Here is a 19,275-nt window from a genome sequence, read left to right as displayed (position 1 = left end):
GCGGCTGGGCGTCCACCCCGGCCACGTCGCAGCCTTCCAGAGGAACAGTCTTTTTCAGATCACCCGCATCCCCTGCATCAAGAACATGATCTTCGGAGGCGACGGCATTTCCTCGCGCTGCTCACTGTGCCGGGCCGCGTTTGGCTGCAGACATTGCCCATCTCAAAGCTGGCCCACCAACTGATGCACTACATGCCTCAGGGCGAAGCGCGAACAGCCCCCGAAGGAGGAATCGTCGCGGCATCGCCAGGTCGATATTGGATGGGATTAAATAGCAGATCGCTTTGCTAAGCGTGGCATTTGGGAGGGGCGGCGTCCTTTCCGGCTTCCAGCTTCGCCAGCCATTTGTCGGCTTCGTCAGCTGTGACATACAAGCCGGTTGCCTGATAATGGTCCCAGGCGGCAAGCGCATCGTTCCTGAGCCGCTCGCGTTGCTCCTCGCGTTCCACGTACTGTGCAACAGCTTCAAGCATCGGCCAATGAGCGACCTCTTGCGCGCAGAAACGAGCCGCCGAACGCGCTCTTTCAGCGCGCTGTCGAGTTTCAGACTGGTCGTAGAGGACGCTGACATCACAGGTGCTCCAAACGCGTCACTTCCGACACTATGTCAAGGACACATAGACCGGACAGGTGGCCCATTCAAGCCTGTTTTGACTTGAGAGGGGCAGTTCCACCGTCTGCCCATCCGACTCAATCTCCACGCGCCCCTCTTGCCCAGTTGCAATGTTAGTCTTCATCAATATTGAACGCAAAAGCGATAATTCCTAAACGATGCCCGTGACAAGATGCTGCACATCTACTTAGATACCAATCTCTGGAACGAATTGCTAAAGCAAGGCGTGAATCCAAATGACGTGGTTAGTTCCCTCGCGTCCAAAGACACCAGACTTGTTTTAAGCGACGAGTCTATCTACGAACTGGCAAAAACATTTATGAAAGATGATTCGGCCTGCATCCGAGAGGGCAGAAGACTATTCTCCTATCTGAAAGAGTTCATCGCGCTCGAAGTCCCCGTCACAAAAGACAACATGGCAATGGTCGCGGCTGAAATGCAGGCACTTCAGTGGCAAATCGCCGACATCTATCCCTTTCTCACTCCGGACGATTATGAGATCGTGCAGTCAATGGTGAGTCATCTCTCAAATGGTGAGATGACTGACGAAGAGAACGAGAGAACCAATGCAAGACTTGCCCAACGTACATTCGACAGAAAAGGGCAGGTTAGCTTCTTCGCTGAGAATCCAAACTTTAAGAAAGCCTATTTAGATATTGCGCCTGACTTTTTCCCCTTGTGGATCCAGCGAGAAGAAAGGACTCCTCGCGCCATCCAGTATCTTGCTATCGAGATTCACAATTACTTTCCAGAGTACCCGATGAGTGACGCCGCAGAATATGCAGTGGCGTTGCGATCGGCCGGAGCAAATCGCGTGTCAAGAGGTCTTATTCGCCGAAATATCTATATCAACTGGCGAGCCGCTCATCGAGATTCAATACCCAAGGATATCTACCCAGACTCGACGCATATTGTGAATGCGAACTATTGCGATATCTATGCCACGAAGGAGAAGGGACAGGCACAATACGCACACCTGCTTCTCAGCGAGGCCACGCGAGTTTGTGTATATGATTCGCAGATGCCCATAGACATATGGCTGCTGAGTTGCGCAGGGTGCCCCACATCTTGAAAAGATGTGGGATCGCTCAATGCGTACCCGCCGCATGCACCCGCAAAATCACCCGCCGATAAGAAGTCAACCGAGGCGAGCCATCATCCGTGACTGCAAGAATCACATGCGCTACGCCATCACCTGAGCATAGCGGCCCAAGCGGCAACCACTTTGCCCGGCACACAGCCGTCGGCGTGACGATAGCCTTGGCGGTATCAGCCCCGGTGATCGCCATATCAGCCAGGTTCCCATCCGCCGCGCCAGCCTCGGGATAATGAAACCAGTGATAGCGCAGCGTCTGCCCATCCGGATCGTGCGTTCCGTTCGCATCGAGCGTGACCGCCTTGCCAACCTCCGCGTCGATCACAATCGGGGCCGTCCCGCCCTGCCCATTCACCACAACAATCGGATTGTGGTTAGCATGAGCGTAATCATCGACAGTCCAGCTCATGCGCGCGGCAAAATCATTCTGGAAAGCTTCGCGCCAGCGCCAGATCGTCGCCTGGTCTGAAACATACTGCCTGCCATCCGCGCCGGTCACGGTGTCCTGCGACGTTACGCGCCCGAATTCGTCGCCACCCTGCGTCCAGATTGGGTGTGTTTCGCCATAGGGCTGCCGGTAGATGTAGCGCCCGCCCCATCCGCCCCAATCGGGCCTGCGCCACGAACTGAGGCCATTGTCGATCAGGTTCAGAAACGACGGCGTGTCGCCTTCCATGATGAACATGAACTTCGGATAGAGCTTGCCCAGCGGCCCTTTGCTGCGGATATTTGCGTCCAGCCACTCATTCGTGACGGTCGTGAAGTCCGCGCCCGCGCCGTTGCGGTAATACTTGTCGCCGCTGATGCCGGTCCAGGTGGCGTAGTAGTATTCGCCGCCGGTCGGAGTCGAGGGCTGAACGATGTAAAACAGATCGGGAAATTCACGGCGAATCCAAGACCCGGCATCATCCTGATCGGAGATGGAGTACACCCGCAGCTTCCCAACAATATTTTTAAGCTCGTCTGGCGACTGCGTTGTGCGCGCATAAAGCAGCGCTTCGGCCAGTGTATTCGCGCCGCCCCAGATGCAGATCCACAGCGGCCGCGGGTCGTCGCGCTCGGCTGCTTGCAGAATCGCCTTTGCGCCGTCGGACATCTTGTCCACGCCCGTCGCTGCCATGCCGTAGGCCGGCTGGCCGCTAAAAACACGATGGTCGAGGTCTTCGCTGGTAGGCCATCCCGGCGCGTTCAGAAGCAAATTAGGACGCACCTCTCCATAGGCGTGAATCAGCGCGCGCATCGTTTCCGGATGGGTCGCACTTTTCTGCCAGGTGGAAGTGGCGGCGATCAGCGCTTCGATGTCCAATTCATTGGAGTAAAGCAGCAGCCGCGTGAACGACATCTGGTCGTCAGGCTCATTGCCGATATCGCTGATGATGACGACGCGCGGATGCCCGGCAAAGTCGTCAACATGCGTGGCCGGAAGCGGCTGGGCTGCGAGCGTTGCGGCACCAGTAAGGCCGAGCACCGCAAGCGCGGCCACAATCCATCGCGGCGAAGCAATCGCGCGCGCCATCAATGCCGCCCTTTGCATCCGCATGAGCGCCGAATGACCAATTCAACCGGAAGAACCACCCGATTGCCCTCCTCGGGGAATTCATCGCGCTTGATGCGTTCAAAGAGCAGGTTCGCGGCAACGCGACCCATCTCGGCGGCAGGCTGCCTCACGACAGTCAGAGTCGGGTGCAGAATCTCCGCCAGCTCGAAGTCGTCGAAGCCCACAAGCGCCACCTCTTCCGGGATGCGCACGCCGCTCCCGAGCAGCGCCTGCAACGTGTAGCGCGTGGTGAGGTTGTTCGCAGTAAAAAATGCCGTCGGCGAATTGCTGCTGCGCAGGTGGCTGGCCACAATCTCCGCCGTCGCTTCTTCTGAAGAGCAGTCGAAGGTTGACTCGGATTCCAGGCCGGCCTCCAGCATCGCTCGCCGGTAACCTTCAAAGCGCGAGCGCACTGTGTAGAGGTTTTTGTTGAAGCCGAGAAAAAAGATGCGCTTATGGCCATGCTCCTCGATCAGGTGCAGCACGGCGCGTTTGGCCCCGCTCTGGTTCTGCACCTGCACCGAATCGATGCGCGCATCGTGTACTGGGCGGTCGAGCGTGACAATGTGTGTGCCGGCAAACTCGGCCTGGCTGACGCGCGACCTGCGAATGTCGGCGGGAATGATGAGCAGCCCCTCGACATGCCTTTGCAGCATGGATTGCGCTTCGTTGTATTCCGTCGCCGGGTCATCATTCGACGTGGTCAGGATGACCGAGTAGCCGTGCTCGCGCGCAACCGTGTTCACCGCATGGGCGCATGTGGCAAAGAAAGGATCGAAGAGATATGGAACGATCAACCCTATAGTGCGCGACTTAAGACTGCGAAGAGCACGCGCCATTTCATTCGGGCGGTAGCCCAGCTTTTCAATCGCGTTGTAAACGCGCTTGGCGGTCTCTTCCGTCACGTTCGCCGAGCCGTTCAGTACGCGCGAGACGGTCATCGTGCCCACGCGCGCAACGCGGGCCACATCATTCATCGTAGGTTTACGTTCCATGCGATCCAGGGGAAAATCTTCCGAAACAATGCACTACGACCATCGCACCCATAGGAAGCCGCGTCAACTACTTAGCGATTGGAAGAAGGGAAGCATGGCCGCTCCCAGCAGTCCCGAATCCGGCCCCAACTCCGCCGGGAAAACATTCGTCTTGCCCGCTTCATACTCAGCCGGATTTGCCGGCCGGGTAAGGCGGTAGATATAGCTGCCGCGGTCCATCTCCGCAAACATGGCCGGTGCAAAGAGATCCCAGGCCGCCGCCACGCCGCCGCCAATCACATACAGTGGAACGTTCAACATGCTCACCAGGCTGGCCAGCCCGATGCCCAGCGCTTCCCCAACACAGTCATAAATGCGCTGCGACTCCGTGTCCCCAGCCAGCGCGGCCTCGGCAATGCTGCGCGCCGTAATGGTCCCGAAGCCGTTGTGCGTGCGTGTATGAGTAAGCTCCTGGCCTGCGCGCGCAATCGCGGTAGCCGACGCATATTGTTCAAGGCAGCCGTGTGTGCCGCAGCCGCAGAGCAGTCCGCCGTGATAGACAGGCACATGGCCAGCCTCGCCCGCCATCCCTGCAAAGCCATGCCAAACGCGACCATTCAAAATAATGCCGCTGCCGACACCCGTCCCCAGCGTTAACATGCAGAGCGAGAGGCAGTTGGACTTTCTGCCAACGCCGGCATGGCACTCCGCCAGCGCAGCCGCGTTCGCGTCGCACTCGACAATGACTGGAACCTGAAGCCGCTTTTCAAGCTCGGTCTTCAATTCCAGCCGCTCAAACCCGGGCAAGTTCGGCGGCGTGAGCAGGCGACCCGAAGGCAGTTCCAGAGGGCCGGGACTGCCCAGCCCCATTCCTGCAAGATTCCCGCCTCCGCCGCAACCGGCTACAAGCTTCCGCACAGCCGCGCACATGTCATCCAACACGGCACCTGGCCCATCCTGCACCCGCGTCGGAATCGTAATCGCCTCTAGCCGGTACCATTCTGAGGTAAAAGCGGCAATGCGCAGGTTGGTGCCGCCCAGGTCAATGCCAATCGAAAAATCGTTCATGGGTAAACGAGCTGCGCTTTCTTTTACCGAGTCGTTGATATCGTTATCATAGCCTGTCAAGCGAAAGACTACACCCCTTTTCTTCTCAGGAACACCTATCAGGGTCTATGACTTTTGGCCCAGGGTTTCTTTTGGGATTATCCTCGGAGGTTCCCCGCCTGTTTTCCAAGAGAATCCACAGCGGCGCGCACGGTATAGTTTGTGTGGCGATTTCTCACGACCTTGCTCGGGCGTGGCGAAGACTGACGCATACAGAAATGGCGCGGCGCTGGCCGACGACGGGCCGGAGGACGAGTTTCTTCGTCCGGCTGCGGTCCCGTCTCCGCGCGCGCGGACGCAGCGCCCGGCTCCTCGACAGACCGATGAGGAAACCGACGGCGAAGAGGTGTTTCTGCGCTCCCGAAAGCGCGTGCCCGTGCGCAGGGGCATTCTGCCGCCGTTTCTAACCAGGACCGCACCCGGGCGCGTCATATTGGCCGTATCGGCCCTTGTGGTGATCGTACTTTTTGTTCTGGCGGGGCTGGCGGTCAAAAACTTCCTCGATCACGATCCGCGCTTCCGCATTGACTCTGCTTCGTCCATCCAGATTGATGGCAATAGCCAGTTGACGCGCGCCGACCTGCTGACCGTCTTCGGCGCCGACATTGGCCGCAACATCTTCTTTGTTCCGCTCGCGCAGCGCCGCAGGCAGCTCGAGCAAGTACCCTGGGTAGCGCACGCCACAGTCATGCGCCTGCTGCCTAACCAGCTACGCGTGTCAATCGTCGAGCGTAAGCCGATAGCCTTTGCGCGCGTCGGCAACCAGATCAAGCTGGTTGACGCCGACGGCGTCATTCTCGACATGCAGCCGGCCGCACTGGCAGCCAAGCACTATTCGTTCCCCGTTGTCAGCGGCATCAATCCGCAGGACCCGCTCTCCGTTCGCCGCCCACGCATGGCGATTTATCAGAAGTTCATGAATGAGATTGATTCGAGCGGAGAAAAGCTCTCGAAAAGCATGAGCGAGATCGACATCTCTGATCCGGAAGACGTGCAGGGACTGGTTTCCTCCGGCGGGTCTGACATTCTGCTTCATTTCGGTGAAGACAACTTCCTCAACCGCTGGCATGAATATCAGGCGCATCTGGCCGAGTGGAAGCAGCAGTACCCGCGCCTGGCCTCCGTTGATCTGCGCTATGACCATCAGGTGGTCCTGAAGATGGCCGATGCTCCGCCCCCGGCCCCGGTTACGACTGTTGCCCCGGCGGCAACTCCGAAACAATCGGCTCCACAGGCCCGGCCTGTGGCCCACCCCCACAGGAAGCGCGCATGAGCCAGACGGAACAGTTGCTGACGGTGCTCGACGTGGGAAGCGCGATGACGCGAGTTCTTGTCGCGGAGTTGCATGACGGCGCTTTGCGCTACCGCGGGCACGGCATGGCCGAATCGACCGGGATGCGCAAGGGACTGATCGCCGATCTGAAGCAGGCCACGCACTGCATCAATAAAGCCGCGACCACGGCTGAGGCTATGGCCCAGGGCACCATTGACAAATGCGTCGTCGGCATTGGCGGGGCGCATATTCGCGGGCTGAATAGCCGTGGCGGCGTCAGCCTGGGCACGCGCCTGCGTGAAATTACACGTGAAGACGTACGCGCAGCCGTGGACCGCGCCCGCTCCGTTTCACTTCCTTCAGACCGCGACGTGATTCACCTCTTGCCGCAGCAGTTCATTCTCGATGAGCAGCCGGGCATTCACGATCCGGTCGGCATGGTTGGGAATCGTCTCGAAGTGAACCTGCACATTTCGACTGCTTCAGCCAGCGCGTTGCAGAGCATAGTGACCTGCGCGAACAAAGCTGGACTTGAGGTGACTGAGTCGGTGTTTGAAGCGATTGCAGCGGCTGAAGCAACCGTCTCCGCCGACGAACGCGAACTAGGTTCCTGCATGATTGATATCGGAGCCGGATCTACAGAATTGGTCGTCTTCTTTGAGGGCTCAGTCGCGCACACCTCGGTCATTCCCATCGGCGGCGACCACTTTACCAACGATCTCGCCGTTGGCCTGCACATCTCCCCGCCGGAAGCTGACTGGATCAAATGCAATTACGGCCATGCGGTTGTCACCAGCGTCTCCTCGTCGAATGAGATTGAGTTGCAGGGAATGCCCGGCCATACGCCACGCATGGTCCGCCAGCGTTACGTCAGCGAAATTCTTGAGCCGCGCGCGCGCGAGCTTTTCTGCCTGCTGCGCGACAATCTCCGCCAGGGCGGGGTGCTCGAAGCCCTCGGCGCAGGATGCGTGCTCACCGGCGGTGGCTCGCGTCTGCCGGGCCTGCTCGATACTGCCGAGAGCCTGCTGCGCGTGCCCGCGCGCATCGGAACGCCGGTACCGCTTTCGCGCATGCCGGAAGAGTTGATTTCCCCCGAGAACGCCGCGTTAGTAGGAATGCTTTTATATGCCCACCGCACCAGCGTGACGCGTGCGGCGGAAGACCAGGGACTGCGCGCCAAACTGCGCGCCATCTTCGCAGGAAGCCTGTAGGAGCCATAGCCATGAACCCGTCAGAAGAAATCCGCATTCAGTATCACGAACAGCTCCCTCGCGGGGCGAAGATCAAGGTCATCGGCGTAGGTGGCGGCGGCGGCAACGCCGTAAACCGCATGATCGCGGCCCGCATGGAAGGCGTAGAGTTTATCGTCGCCAACACCGATGCACAGGCGCTGCAGTTATCTCAGGCCCCGGTCAAGCTTCAACTCGGCATGAAGCTCACGAGCGGCTTAGGCGCAGGCGCGAACCCGGACGTGGGTCGTCGCGCCGCTCTGGAAGATTCGGAAAAGATCATTGAAGCGCTGGAAGGCGCGGACATGGTCTTCGTTACCGCCGGCATGGGCGGCGGCACCGGAACAGGCGCTGCTCCAGTGATCGCATCGCTCGCCAGCGAAATGGGTGCGCTAACAGTCGCCGTTGTGACCCGGCCATTCGGGTTCGAAGGCAAGCGCCGCATGATGCAGGCTGATCGCGGCATGCAGGAGTTGCTCGATTCGGTGGACACGATGATCGTGATCCCCAACGAAAAACTGCTTGCTGTGGCGAAAGATGCGGGCTTCTTCGAGTCCTTCCGCATTGCCGACGACGTGCTGCGCCAGGGCGTGCAGGGTATTTCGGACATCATCACCATTCCTGGCATCATCAACCGCGACTTTGCCGACGTGAAAACCACTATGGCCGGCATGGGCTATGCCGTAATGGGCACGGCGATGCGCGGAGGCGCGGACCGCGCCATCGAAGCCGCGCAGGCCGCAATGGCTTCGCCGCTGCTCGAAGACGGCGCGATTGACGGAGCCAAAGGCATCCTCATTAACATCAGCGGATCAAGCTCACTGAAGCTCAGTGAAGTGAACGCCGCATCCACGCTCATTCAAAACGCAGCGCACGAGGACGCGAACATCATCTTCGGCGCAGTGCTCGATGAAACGATGGGCGACGAGGTCAAGATCACGGTCATCGCCACCGGTTTCCGTCAGGAAATGCCGGAACGCCGCGAGCGCATGTTGAATGCCGCGCTGCGCGAGCAGGCGCTGCCCCGTGTACAGGTGCAGACCAGCGTCGAGGCCATCGAAACGCCGCGGTTCATGAGCGAAGATGAAGAACCGCCGCGCAGGCCAAAGGTCGCGATTCCCGTGCAGCCCGCAGCTTCAAGGCCGATTCCCGAACCAGTCTATGTCGCCGAGCCGGAAATGGCCCCTGAGCCTGAGCTGGAATCGGTCGCCGTTGCGGTCGCCGAGCCTGCTCCTCAAGCCGCCATTTTCGGCCAGACGCATGATGACGAGCCGGGCGAAAATCTGGACATCCCGGCGTTCATGCGCCGTGGAGGGCTCTAAACGCGGACGTTGGTAATGTAATAATGATGGATGGGCGGATATAATCGCTCGACAAAAGCCCATCCTCAAGTACAGTAGTCAAAAGACAGTCTGGCGTAATTCTGTTTTCATTCGGGTTCATAATGGCAGGCAAGGTCGTCGTTTTTTGACTTCCCGAAAACGGAAACGAAGTTGACCACGCTGGAACTATTTGATTGGGCAACAAAATATTTGTACGAGAATCAGGCTGTTTCTATGCGCAAGATGCAGGAAGGCCGATAAAAAACAGTACGGCTTTCGCAAGTAGCTGACCCTGGGATGAATCTGATGAAACGCATAGCACACCTCGTTTTGCTGGTTGGATTAGTGGCGCTTCCCGCCTCGCTCTTCGCTGGCGACACAACTACAACGCACCATTCGCGGCACACTCGCGCCCATGTGCAGGAATCTGCCAGCGCGCAACAGCATATTTCGCATTTGCAGCACAGCCGCCGCACCGCCCATGTCGCCAACGCTTCTCTCACCACCACAACCAGGCATGCACGCGTCCGGCGCGCCAGCCTGGTGCATCACCGTTACTATGAGCGTTTCACTGGCAACTCCTTCGCTGACGGCAGCCTCACCACAGGCGACGTTATCGGCGGAGAAGACCAGGTCGTGCGTCAGGCGGCCATCGACGCGCTCGGCAACATGAACGGCACTGTCGTAGCCATCGATCCGAGCAACGGACGCATCCTGGCCATGGTCAACCAGAAGCTCGCTCTTTCCAGCGGCGCCGAGCCTTGCTCCACCATTAAGCTTTCCGTCGCGCTGGCTGCGCTCGACGAGGGAATCGTCACCAAGGACACGCCCGTCAACCTCGGCGGCTCCTACCACATGAACCTGACCGAGGCCCTTGCCCACTCCAACAATCTTTACTTTGAAACGCTGGGCCGCCGCCTCGGCTTTGAGCGCGTCCGCCACTACGCTAACCAGTTTGGCCTGGGCGAGCTGGCCGGCTACAACATCCCCAACGAGCAGCTCGGCATTTATCCCGACCAGGAACTGCCCGAGAGCGAGGGCGGCGTTGGCCGCATGTGCTCCTTCGGCGAGGGCGTCTCCATGACGCCTCTACAGCTTGGCGCGCTGGTTTCCGCCATCGCCAACGGCGGAACGCTCTACTACATCCAGCACCCCACCTCGCCTGAAGAAGTCGTAAACTTTCAGCCGCGCATCAAGCGTACGCTCGACATCGGCAAGCTTATCCCCGAAATTCAGGACGGCATGGAGGCCGCAGTCGATTACGGCACCGCCCGCTCCCTGCGCGTCAACTTCAAGCAGTTCCCGGTGATGGGCAAGACCGGTACCTGCTCGAACAACGGCACCCGCTACGGCTGGTTCGCCTCCTACGCTGACACGCAATACGGCCGCATCGTGACCGTCTTCTTCCTCGAAGGTGGACGCCCGACTTTCGGTCCCAAGGCAGCCGAACTCACCGGGGTTTTCTATAAAGACTTGTGGGACAAGAGTTACTTCACCGCGAAGCAGCCCATGGAAACAGCTACTAAAACAGCCATCGGTGTCAACGAATAGCGCATCCCTTTTCTCTGAAAGCCACGGCCTCCATACCGGAGGCCGTTTCCGTTCAGGTACGATTTCCTGTGCTATGAAAATCCTTTCTGCGGACGAGATGCGGTCGACGGACCGCTTGACCACCGAACGTTATGGCGTGCCGTCGCTTGATCTGATGGAACATGCGGGACGCGCTGTTGCATGCTTTGTGCTGCGCGAGTTTCCTGAAGCGCTCAAAGTGGTGGTGCTCTGCGGCAAAGGGAACAATGGCGGCGACGGCTTTGTAGCGGCGCGGATGCTCCAAGAGGCCGGACGCAAAGTTCAACTGCTGCTGCTGGGTTATCCAGATGATCTCAAGGGAGACGCAAAGGCGATGTTCGAGCGGCTGGACTTGGCCCCGATTATTGCCGCCGATGAGGCAGTGCTCGGCACGGCCCGCGTGACGGAACTGTTAGATGAATCGCAGCTTCTGGTCGATGCTGTTGTCGGAACGGGATTCAAGCCTCCATTGAAGGGCGTTGCCCTTGCGCTGCGGGATCGGGTCAACAGCCTCACCATACCTATCGTTGCCGTGGACATCCCATCGGGGTGGGACGCTGATTCCCGCGAATATCTTGTGGCTGGAGCTTATCGAACAGACGCTGTTGTCACCTTTACCGCGCCCAAGCGGGCTCATGTTTTCGGCAATTTGACGGATAGCGCTTATAAGCCAATTGTAGTTGCGCCTATCGGCTCGCCGGATGAAGCTGCCGTATCCAGCCTGAACCTCGCGTGGGCAGGAGCCTCGAAGAGAATTACAGAGACGCCGCGGCCAGCAGACAGCAACAAGGGGAAGAATGGCCATGTGCTGGTAATTGGCGGCTCGTATGGGAAAGCGGGCGCGCCATCGATGGCGGCGCTGGCAGCCCTGCGAACCGGGGCCGGCCTGGTGACGGCGGCCGTGCCGCAGCCGATTCTGAGTACAGTCGCCAGAGTTACGCCTGAGTTGATGACAATCCCACTGCGCGCGGGTAATCAGAGTGAGATCAGCAGCAGTAACGTCGATGCCGATACGCTCGACGAACTACTGGAAAAGAAAACCGTGCTCGCCATTGGACCGGGTCTCGGGCAATCACCCGAAGCCGAAGCCTTTCTTCTTGGCCTGCTCGAAAAAACAAAGTTGCCAGTCGTCCTCGACGCAGACGCGCTGAACATCCTTGCGAGACACCCGGGGACGATCAATGGCCGCGACCGTTTGCTGGTGTTGACGCCTCATCCGGGAGAAATGGCGCGGCTTGGCGGCATGAAGATCAGCGAAGTGCAGGCAGGCCGTGAAAACCTTGCGCGCCATTTTGCCTCAGAGCACCATGTCACGCTCGTGCTCAAAGGCTGGCGCACGCTTATTGCTCATCCTGACGGCTCCATCGCCATTAACACAACCGGAAATCCCGGGATGGCTAAAGGAGGCAGCGGCGACATCCTGACCGGCATCATAGCTGCCATGCTGGCGCAATATCCACATCTTGCCGGAGAGGCGATCAATGCGGCTGTCTACCTCCACGGTCTGGCCGCCGATTTTGCCGTCCGCGAAGAGGATGAGCACACATTGCTGGCTACCGACACAGTTGCGCATCTTTCATCTGCTTTTCGCTTTCGCTCCGAGGACAAAGGCGGGTATGTTTGGATACAGGGGATGCCGCGATGACGCAGGCGACAGGCACGAAGGTGCACGAGTTCGAGACGACGAGCGCCGCTGATACGATTCGCGCTGGCCATGCAATCGCGAAACTCCTCACGCCTCCGAAATTTCTCATCCTGAAAGGCGACCTCGGCGCGGGCAAAACCACGCTGGTCAAAGGTATTGCTGAAGCGCTCGACGCCGCTGAGCCGGACGAGGTGACCAGCCCCACCTTTACTCTCATCCACGAATATGAAGGCACCCGCCACGAGAACGGAAAAGACGAGCAGGTCATGCTCTACCATCTCGACCTCTACCGCATTGAGCAGGAACGGCAGCTCGATTCGCTGGGACTGGATGAAATTGCGACTCCGGATAGCATTGTTCTGGTTGAATGGGGCGATAAGTTTCCCAGCGTGGCCAAACGCAGCAACGGAGAAATTGCGATGAAGACCACAGGCGGCGATTCGCGCAAAATCACGCTTACCCTCAAAGATTAGCTTCTTCCCACAAAAGATTTGTCGCAGGCGGCATAGTGAGAATCGTAGAATCGGCTCAATTCTTACGGTTCGAGTTGGCTAATGTGTCTCTCAGAACCGTATTGAGGTGGAACAGCGGGTGTCGCCAACCACGGAACAGACGCGCGTCATCACAGAACACCACGATCTTAAGCAGACCCTCGGTACATGGCAACTGTGGGGGATCGCTGTCGGGCTGGTTATCTCAGGGGAATATTTTGGGTGGAGCTACGGCTGGGCAAATGCAGGTACGCTCGGTTTTCTTATCACATCGCTGCTCATCGCCGCGATGTACACGACATTCATCTTCAGCTTTACCGAACTGACCACTTCCATCCCGCACGCCGGGGGACCATTCGCCTACGCCCGCATCGCCTTTGGGCCTGTTGGCGGATACTTGGCCGGTGCCGCCACACTGGTTGAATTTGTTTTCGCGCCACCCGCTATCGCGCTGGCGATTGGCGCATATCTCAACGTGCAATTCCCGTCACTGGCTCCAAAGAACGCGGCGCTCTGCGCATATCTCGTGTTCATGACGCTGAACATTATCGGCGTACAGATTGCCGCGGCGTTCGAGCTTTTTGTAACATTGCTGGCTATTTTTGAACTGCTGGTTTTCATGGCCGTGGTTGCGCCCGGCTTCCACTTTGCAAATTTTCTGCAGGGTGGATGGGCAGGCCAGAACCACTTCAGCCTGCACACTATTCCCGGAATCTTCGCGGCCATTCCATTTGCAATATGGTTCTTCCTGGCGATTGAAGGCGTAGCCATGGCCGCTGAAGAAGCCAAAGACCCGAAGCGGTCGATACCGATTGCATACATCGCGGGCATCCTGACGCTTGTAGCTCTCGCGTTAGGCGTCATGCTCTTTGCCGGGGCGGCAGGCGACTGGACGAAGCTCGCCAACATCAATGATCCGCTGCCGCAGGCGATGAAGATTGTCGTAGGAGGACGGAGCGGTTGGCTGCACATGCTTGTGTGGCTGGGACTTTTCGGCCTGGTTGCTTCGTTCCACGGAATCATACTTGGCTACTCACGGCAGATTTTCGCGCTCGCTCGCGCGGGGTACCTGCCGCGTTTCCTTGCCGGAGTGCATCCACGATTCAAAACGCCATGGCTCGCGATTCTTGCCGGAGGCGTGGTTGGCATCGCGGCCATCTACAGCGACCAGTGGATCACCTTTGGCGGGCAGACGCTCACTGCCAACATTGTCACCATGTCCGTCTTCGGCGCGATTCTCATGTACATCATCAGCATGTTGGCGCTTTTCCGTCTGCGCAGTACGCAGCCGGAACTGCACCGCAGCTACAAAGCGCCCCTGTATCCATTTTCTCCGGCTTTCGCGCTGGTCTGCTCCGCGCTGTGTATGGTGACGATGCTTTACTACAATCGCCTGGTTGCGCTTGTGTTTCTGGGGCTGCTTGGCTCAGGATTTATCTACTTCCTGCTGACGCGGCACCAACGCGAGCAGGCCGCAGACTAGCCATGCCCTTTGCCCATACTATCGGCAGCCGCACCTGGAGATTCGACGGCTTGAAGACGCTGCTGGCGAAGGCGGGCCCCGCGCGCTCCGGCGATGCGTTGGCAGGCATCGCTGCGGAAAGCGAAGAAGAGCGCGTAGCCGCGCGCATGGCGCTGGCAGAAGTACCACTGAAATACTTCCTTGAAGAAGCAGTTATCTCTTATGAGTCTGACGAAGTCACGCGGCTCATCTTCGACACCCATGACGTGGGTGCATTTTCGGAAATCAGCCACCTCACCGTGGGCGATTTTCGCAATTGGCTGTTGAGCACAAGCACGGACACGGAGACGCTCACCCGCATCGCACTGGCTGTCACACCGGAGATGGCTGCGGCCGTCTCAAAGCTGATGCGTAATCAGGATTTGATTCTTACAGCACAGAAATGCCACGTCGTGACGCGCTTTCGTAACACGATTGGCCTTCGGGGGCGCATGTCTGTTCGCCTTCAGCCAAATCATCCGACGGATGATGCAAAGGGGATAGCAGCATCAATGCTGGATGGCCTACTCTATGGTTGTGGCGATGCAGTGATCGGCATCAATCCTGCCAGCGATAGCCTCACCGCAATCACTGCGCTGCTCGATATGCTCGACAAGTTTCGCGAGCGATATGAAGTGCCGACGCAGTCCTGCGTTCTGACGCATGTTACGACGACAATGCAGGCGATCGAACAGGCCGCGCCTGTCGACCTTGTTTTTCAGTCCATTGCGGGAACAGAAAAAGCAAATGCCAGCTTCGGCGTGAGTCTTGCATTGTTGAGAGAAGCGCACGAGGCCGCGCTAGCGCTGCATCGTGGAACTGTGGGCGACAATGTGATGTATTTCGAAACCGGGCAGGGGAGCGCGCTCTCAGCCGGTGCGCATCACGGGGTGGACCAGCAGACATGTGAAGCCCGCGCATATGCCATGGCCCGGGCGTTCAAGCCGCTGCTGGTGAATACGGTTGTTGGTTTCATCGGTCCTGAATATCTATATAACGGCAAGCAGATCACGCGCGCGGGACTGGAAGACCACTTTTGCGGCAAGCTACTTGGACTGCCTATGGGCTGCGACATCTGCTATACCAACCACGCCGAGGCCGATCAGGACGATATGGACACGCTGCTTACGCTGCTCGCCGTCTCCGGCGTGAACTTTATCATGGGCGTGCCCGGAGCAGACGATATCATGCTCAATTATCAGAGCACTTCGTTCCACGACGCGCTCTATGTGCGGCGTGTACTTGGCCTAAAGCGTGCACCAGAATTCGAAGCATGGCTCGAAAAAATTGGAATTACCAGCCGCGAAGGCAGGCTCGCCGACCGTCTGCCGCCCAGCGCCGCACGATTGCTTGAGAGCGCATGAGTGAGATTATCCAGAATCCGTGGACGCGGCTGCGCAGCTTCACAAACGCGCGCCTTGCGCTCGGCCGCGCCGGGGACAGCCTGCCGACGCATGAAGTCCTGGAATTCGCGCTAGCCCATGCGCAGGCACGCGATGCTGTTCATGATGCGCTTGATGTTGACAGCGTTGCGCGTGATCTCGCTGCATCCGGTTTCCAATCCATCGCAGTGCAAAGCGCAGCGCGCGACCGCGCTGAATATCTCAAACGCCCTGATCTGGGACGCGAGTTGAGTGATGAAAGCCGTTCCTTACTACAGAGTTGTCATCCTGACCCTGACCGGCGTGAAGGGGAAGGACCTGCTTTATCAACAAATCAAAGCTGGCGCGAAGCGTCATCCGTATTGTTCATCATTGCCGATGGCCTCTCTGCGATTGCTCCGGCTAGACATGCAATTCCTGTGCTCAACGCAATTATTCCTAGGCTCGGCGACTGGAACATCGCGCCTATCATTGTCGCAACGCAGACGCGTGTAGCGCTTGGCGATGAAATTGGCGAGCTTCTCAAAGCGGAAGTGACAGTGATGTTGATCGGCGAGCGTCCTGGTCTAAGCTCGCCTCACAGCCTCGGAATCTATCTGACATATAAACCGCATATCGGCAGCACTGACGCAGACAGGAACTGTATCTCGAATGTTCGACCCGAAGGTCTTGGTTACGAAGGCGCCGCGCACAAGCTGCATTATCTGATGATTGCTGCACGGGGATTAGGCCGGTCGGGAGTTGCACTTAAAGATGAGAGTTATTTGCAGAGGCTTGACGAAAGTTCGTCCAGTTAAAGAAAACCGCAGGCCCTCTTCGACTTTGCTCAGGGCAGGCTTTCCACTACGCTTCGCTCCGGTCGGAATGACAACTTGTAGTTAAGTCAGGAGTTGCTACAGACCGGGTAGCTGCTAAAAGCCCATGATGTTGTAGCCACAATCGACGTACACTGTTTCACCGGTCACGCCGCTTGCCAGATCGGATGCAAGGAAAAGCGCGGTGCCGCCCACTTCGGACTGCTCTACGTTACGATGCAGTGGTGCGCGCTCTGCGTGGGATTTAAGCATGTCACCCAATCCTCCAATGCCCCGTGCAGCAAGCGTCTTGATTGGGCCTGCAGAAATCGCATTGACGCGGATGTTCTGCTTGCCAAGATCTGACGCGAGATATCGAACGGTTGCTTCGAGCGCTGCCTTGGCCACCCCCATCACGTTATAGTGGGGAACGACTTTTTCCGCGCCGTAGTAGGTGAGCGTCATGATGCTGCCGCCATCAGTCATGAGTGGCGCTGCGGCGCGGCTCAATGCAATCAGCGAATACACGCTGACGTCATGGGCTACTCGGAATCCCTCGCGTGAAGTCTGTAGAAAATCATTCTTCAATTCTTCAGCGGGAGCGAAAGCAACACTGTGCACCAGCACATGTAGCTTGTCGTAACGCGCTTTCAGTTGCTCGAAGACCTGAGCAATCTCCGCATCATTTGACACGTCGCACTGGAATGCTTCTGCGCCGGGTAACTCGGCAATCAATCCGTCAGCTTCGGCCTTCAGCCGCTCGTTCTGGTAGCCGATAGCCAGCTTTGCCCCGGCCTCGTGCAGTTTCTGCACAATGGCCCAGGCTATGCTGCGCTTGTTCGCTACTCCGAAAACAACGGCAGTCTTCCCTTCAAGGTTCAACATGCAACTCTTTCCTCCGAAAACGTAAGCATATCAGCCACCGAGGTCTACCAGTCCAACTGACTCGATTGCGCTTCCCAGAAAGCGCGTACCCAGGCGCTTGAACTTCTCAACTGAATCTGTCGCATAAAATTCTCTCGCGCCTACGCTGTCCACGGGCACGCGATCGTTCAGTGCTTCGGCGACTTGCCCCGCAGTCGCTTCGGCGGAATCGATTACGCGCATCGCCGGGACCGTGCGCTCAATCTGAGGCCGCAGCAGAGGATAATGCGTGCATCCCAGCACCAGAGTATCCGGCGTCAACTCTGCCGCGCGTGACTGTGTCAACAAGTCCAACAAATAAACCCTCAGCACTTCGAGCGTCACCGGGTGCTCGATCCAGCCTTCTTCCACCAGCGGCACCAGCAGGGGACAGGCCATCTCAAACGCGCGTAAATTGCGCTCGGTACAGGCAGCTTTGTAGGCATGGCTTGTGACTGTAGCGTCGGTTGCAATCACCAGCACATCGCCTGTTTTTGAAGAAGCCTGCGCTGCGTTTGCGCCGGTCTCGATTACGCCGAGCACAGGAACGCGGACCGCATTTTTGATGGAATCGAGGGCTAGCGCGCTCGCTGTGTTGCAGGCGATAACCAGAAACTCCGCGCCTTCTTCAACCAGAAAGCGCGCGCTGAAAACGGCATACCGAGCGATCGTCGCCTGCGACTTCGATCCATAGGGAAGTCGCGCCGTGTCGCCGAGGTAAATGTAGTCGGCTGAGGGCAGTTGCTTCACCAGCGCGCCGAGTACTGTCAGCCCGCCAACGCCGGAATCAAAGACGCCAATCTTCACTGGCGCACCGCCGTCTCCGTATCCGACGCGAGATAAACGCGCGTCAGGTCGGCATGCCCGGCCAGAGTGTCTTTCTGCTGCCCATCCACCAAAAAGCGAACCTCGGTAATTTGCGGCAGGTTTGCGTGCAGGGTCGCGATCATCGACAGCAGCGTCAGAGTCTCCGGTTCAATTCCTGAGGGTTGCGCCTGTACGAAAGCTGCATTCAGATTCACCACCGCCAGCATGCCTTTTTGCTGCGGGGCTGGCATCAGAAAGACTTCGTCCACTCCGGAAGCGTTCGCAATGGGATGCGTCGATTTCGGCGCGGCGTATTCTTCAACCAGTTTTTGCATCAACACCCGCGCGCGCGCATTCGGATCTTTCGGCATGGGAAAGCTGCGCTCGACCGGAATGAGCGATCCATCGAGATCGTTTGCGACCAGTAGTGTGATTTTCTCCACCGGATTGGTTGATGGAGCACTGATGGGCTGGATGTCAGCCGCGGCGATCAGGCGATCATGCGCGCGCTCACGCATACGGATCAACACGACGGCCATGACGACAGCGGCAAGCAGCATAATTCCGAAAAGAAAGCGCTGGATGCGGGAAATCATGGCTGTTGCCTCCAGTCGTTCTTCCACTGCAGGAGTGCCGCCGTGAGCGCATCGATGATTTTGTTCTGATAGCCAACATCGGTCAGAGGTGTGGTCTTCGTAGTATTGCCGCCCTCGATCGGGGCCATTTCCACTGCAACTGCGGGAGAGGCAAAGCTGTCCATGGGTTGCAAGGATGTGCGCCCCAGAGTGACCGGGACCGCCGCATGCGCCAGCGCGGCATTGATTTCAGAAGACAACCGCAGGCTTTGCGATACATAAGCTGCTTGCGCCGTTTGCCATGGCAAAAACTTTGTATAAGCTATCGGAGCAAGCGATGACGTAAACAGATGTACGCCGCTTCCTGTTGCTGTGGCATGCAGAGTGATACAGGCTGCGGCCAGAGCGTGATTGGCGGTTTCCGCGCGCGCGACCATCGGAACAGCTGCGTCAGAAT

The 19,275-nt window shown here is 58.2% G+C and carries 18 protein-coding genes; 10 read left to right on the top strand and 8 right to left on the bottom strand.

The annotated features are described in order from the left end of the window. Nucleotides 1-287 precede the first annotated feature (287 nt). Nucleotides 288-473, bottom strand: a complete 186-nt coding sequence (locus VEV40_RS14755) for a hypothetical protein (RefSeq protein ID WP_324833391.1) — start codon at nucleotides 471-473, stop codon at nucleotides 288-290. A gap of 312 nt (nucleotides 474-785) precedes the next feature. Here VEV40_RS14755 and VEV40_RS14750 point away from each other — a divergent pair, with 312 nt between their 5' ends. After that, entirely contained in the window at nucleotides 786-1,685 is a 900-nt protein-coding gene (locus tag VEV40_RS14750) for a hypothetical protein (protein WP_324833390.1), read from the top strand. Nucleotides 1,686-1,701: 16 nt separating this feature from the next. Here VEV40_RS14750 and VEV40_RS14745 read toward each other — a convergent pair whose 3' ends face one another. The 3 genes from VEV40_RS14745 to VEV40_RS14735 form a co-directional block, all read right to left on the bottom strand. Beyond that, on the bottom strand, nucleotides 1,702-3,225 hold the full coding sequence (locus tag VEV40_RS14745; protein WP_324833388.1) for a DUF1593 domain-containing protein: 1,524 nt from the start codon (nucleotides 3,223-3,225) through the stop codon (nucleotides 1,702-1,704). After that, nucleotides 3,225-4,241 carry a LacI family DNA-binding transcriptional regulator gene (locus VEV40_RS14740; RefSeq protein WP_324833387.1) on the bottom strand — a complete coding sequence of 339 codons (1,017 nt, stop codon included), beginning with the start codon at nucleotides 4,239-4,241 and terminating at the stop codon, nucleotides 3,225-3,227. Before VEV40_RS14740 ends, VEV40_RS14745 begins: the two co-directional genes overlap by 1 nt. A 63-nt stretch (nucleotides 4,242-4,304) precedes the next feature. Next, nucleotides 4,305-5,288, bottom strand: a complete 984-nt coding sequence (locus tag VEV40_RS14735; RefSeq protein WP_324833386.1) for an ROK family protein — start codon at nucleotides 5,286-5,288, stop codon at nucleotides 4,305-4,307. Between the two features lie 232 nt (nucleotides 5,289-5,520). On the opposite strand from VEV40_RS14735, the gene VEV40_RS14730 reads away from it, so the two are divergent. The 9 genes from VEV40_RS14730 (at nucleotide 5,521) to eutC (ending at nucleotide 16,536) form a co-directional block, all read left to right on the top strand. Next, the gene (locus tag VEV40_RS14730) at nucleotides 5,521-6,600 is read left to right on the top strand and encodes a cell division protein FtsQ/DivIB (RefSeq protein WP_324833385.1); all 1,080 of its coding nucleotides are present in this window, start codon (nucleotides 5,521-5,523) and stop codon (nucleotides 6,598-6,600) included. Continuing rightward, nucleotides 6,597-7,811 carry a cell division protein FtsA gene (gene ftsA / locus VEV40_RS14725; RefSeq protein WP_324833384.1) on the top strand — a complete coding sequence of 405 codons (1,215 nt, stop codon included), beginning with the start codon at nucleotides 6,597-6,599 and terminating at the stop codon, nucleotides 7,809-7,811. Before VEV40_RS14730 ends, ftsA begins: the two co-directional genes overlap by 4 nt. Before the next feature lie 11 nt (nucleotides 7,812-7,822). Further along, nucleotides 7,823-9,151 (top strand): cell division protein FtsZ, encoded by a 1,329-nt coding sequence (gene ftsZ / locus VEV40_RS14720; protein ID WP_324833382.1) that lies wholly within the window; start codon nucleotides 7,823-7,825, stop codon nucleotides 9,149-9,151. 306 nt (nucleotides 9,152-9,457) lie between these two features. Then, entirely contained in the window at nucleotides 9,458-10,702 is a 1,245-nt protein-coding gene (locus VEV40_RS14715) for a penicillin-binding transpeptidase domain-containing protein (RefSeq protein WP_324833380.1), read from the top strand. Nucleotides 10,703-10,775: 73 nt separating this feature from the next. Further along, nucleotides 10,776-12,365 carry an NAD(P)H-hydrate dehydratase gene (locus VEV40_RS14710; protein ID WP_324833379.1) on the top strand — a complete coding sequence of 530 codons (1,590 nt, stop codon included), beginning with the start codon at nucleotides 10,776-10,778 and terminating at the stop codon, nucleotides 12,363-12,365. After that, nucleotides 12,362-12,838, top strand: a complete 477-nt coding sequence (tsaE, locus tag VEV40_RS14705) for a tRNA (adenosine(37)-N6)-threonylcarbamoyltransferase complex ATPase subunit type 1 TsaE (protein WP_324833378.1) — start codon at nucleotides 12,362-12,364, stop codon at nucleotides 12,836-12,838. Before VEV40_RS14710 ends, tsaE begins: the two co-directional genes overlap by 4 nt. Before the next feature lie 148 nt (nucleotides 12,839-12,986). Then, complete coding sequence (gene eat, locus VEV40_RS14700) at nucleotides 12,987-14,339, top strand: ethanolamine permease (RefSeq protein WP_349255862.1); 1,353 nt, start codon at nucleotides 12,987-12,989, stop codon at nucleotides 14,337-14,339. A gap of 2 nt (nucleotides 14,340-14,341) precedes the next feature. Next, nucleotides 14,342-15,721: an ethanolamine ammonia-lyase subunit EutB gene (locus VEV40_RS14695; RefSeq protein ID WP_324833375.1), complete on the top strand. Its 1,380-nt coding sequence runs from the start codon at nucleotides 14,342-14,344 to the stop codon at nucleotides 15,719-15,721. Beyond that, on the top strand, nucleotides 15,718-16,536 hold the full coding sequence (gene eutC, locus VEV40_RS14690; RefSeq protein WP_324833373.1) for an ethanolamine ammonia-lyase subunit EutC: 819 nt from the start codon (nucleotides 15,718-15,720) through the stop codon (nucleotides 16,534-16,536). The genes VEV40_RS14695 and eutC overlap by 4 nt, the downstream gene beginning before the upstream one ends. Nucleotides 16,537-16,650: 114 nt before the next feature. On the opposite strand, the gene VEV40_RS14685 is transcribed toward eutC, so the two are convergent. From VEV40_RS14685 to VEV40_RS14670, 4 genes are all read right to left on the bottom strand, one after another. Further along, nucleotides 16,651-17,418, bottom strand: coding sequence for an enoyl-ACP reductase (locus VEV40_RS14685; RefSeq protein WP_324833372.1), 768 nt, complete (start codon nucleotides 17,416-17,418; stop codon nucleotides 16,651-16,653). Nucleotides 17,419-17,448: 30 nt separating this feature from the next. Continuing rightward, entirely contained in the window at nucleotides 17,449-18,243 is a 795-nt protein-coding gene (gene murI / locus VEV40_RS14680; RefSeq protein ID WP_324833370.1) for a glutamate racemase, read from the bottom strand. Continuing rightward, the gene (locus VEV40_RS14675; RefSeq protein ID WP_324833369.1) at nucleotides 18,240-18,839 is read right to left on the bottom strand and encodes a GerMN domain-containing protein; all 600 of its coding nucleotides are present in this window, start codon (nucleotides 18,837-18,839) and stop codon (nucleotides 18,240-18,242) included. Before VEV40_RS14675 ends, murI begins: the two co-directional genes overlap by 4 nt. Beyond that, the coding region (locus VEV40_RS14670) for a hypothetical protein (RefSeq protein WP_324833367.1) at nucleotides 18,836-19,275 on the bottom strand (440 nt) is incomplete at its 5' end. The genes VEV40_RS14675 and VEV40_RS14670, both read right to left, overlap by 4 nt.

Origin of the sequence: Alloacidobacterium sp. (genome assembly GCF_035631355.1) — a bacterium.
GTDB lineage: Bacteria > Acidobacteriota > Terriglobia > Terriglobales > Acidobacteriaceae > Alloacidobacterium.
The sequence above is the reverse complement of the archived record's forward strand: the minus strand, read 5'-3'. Positions and strand labels throughout refer to the sequence as shown.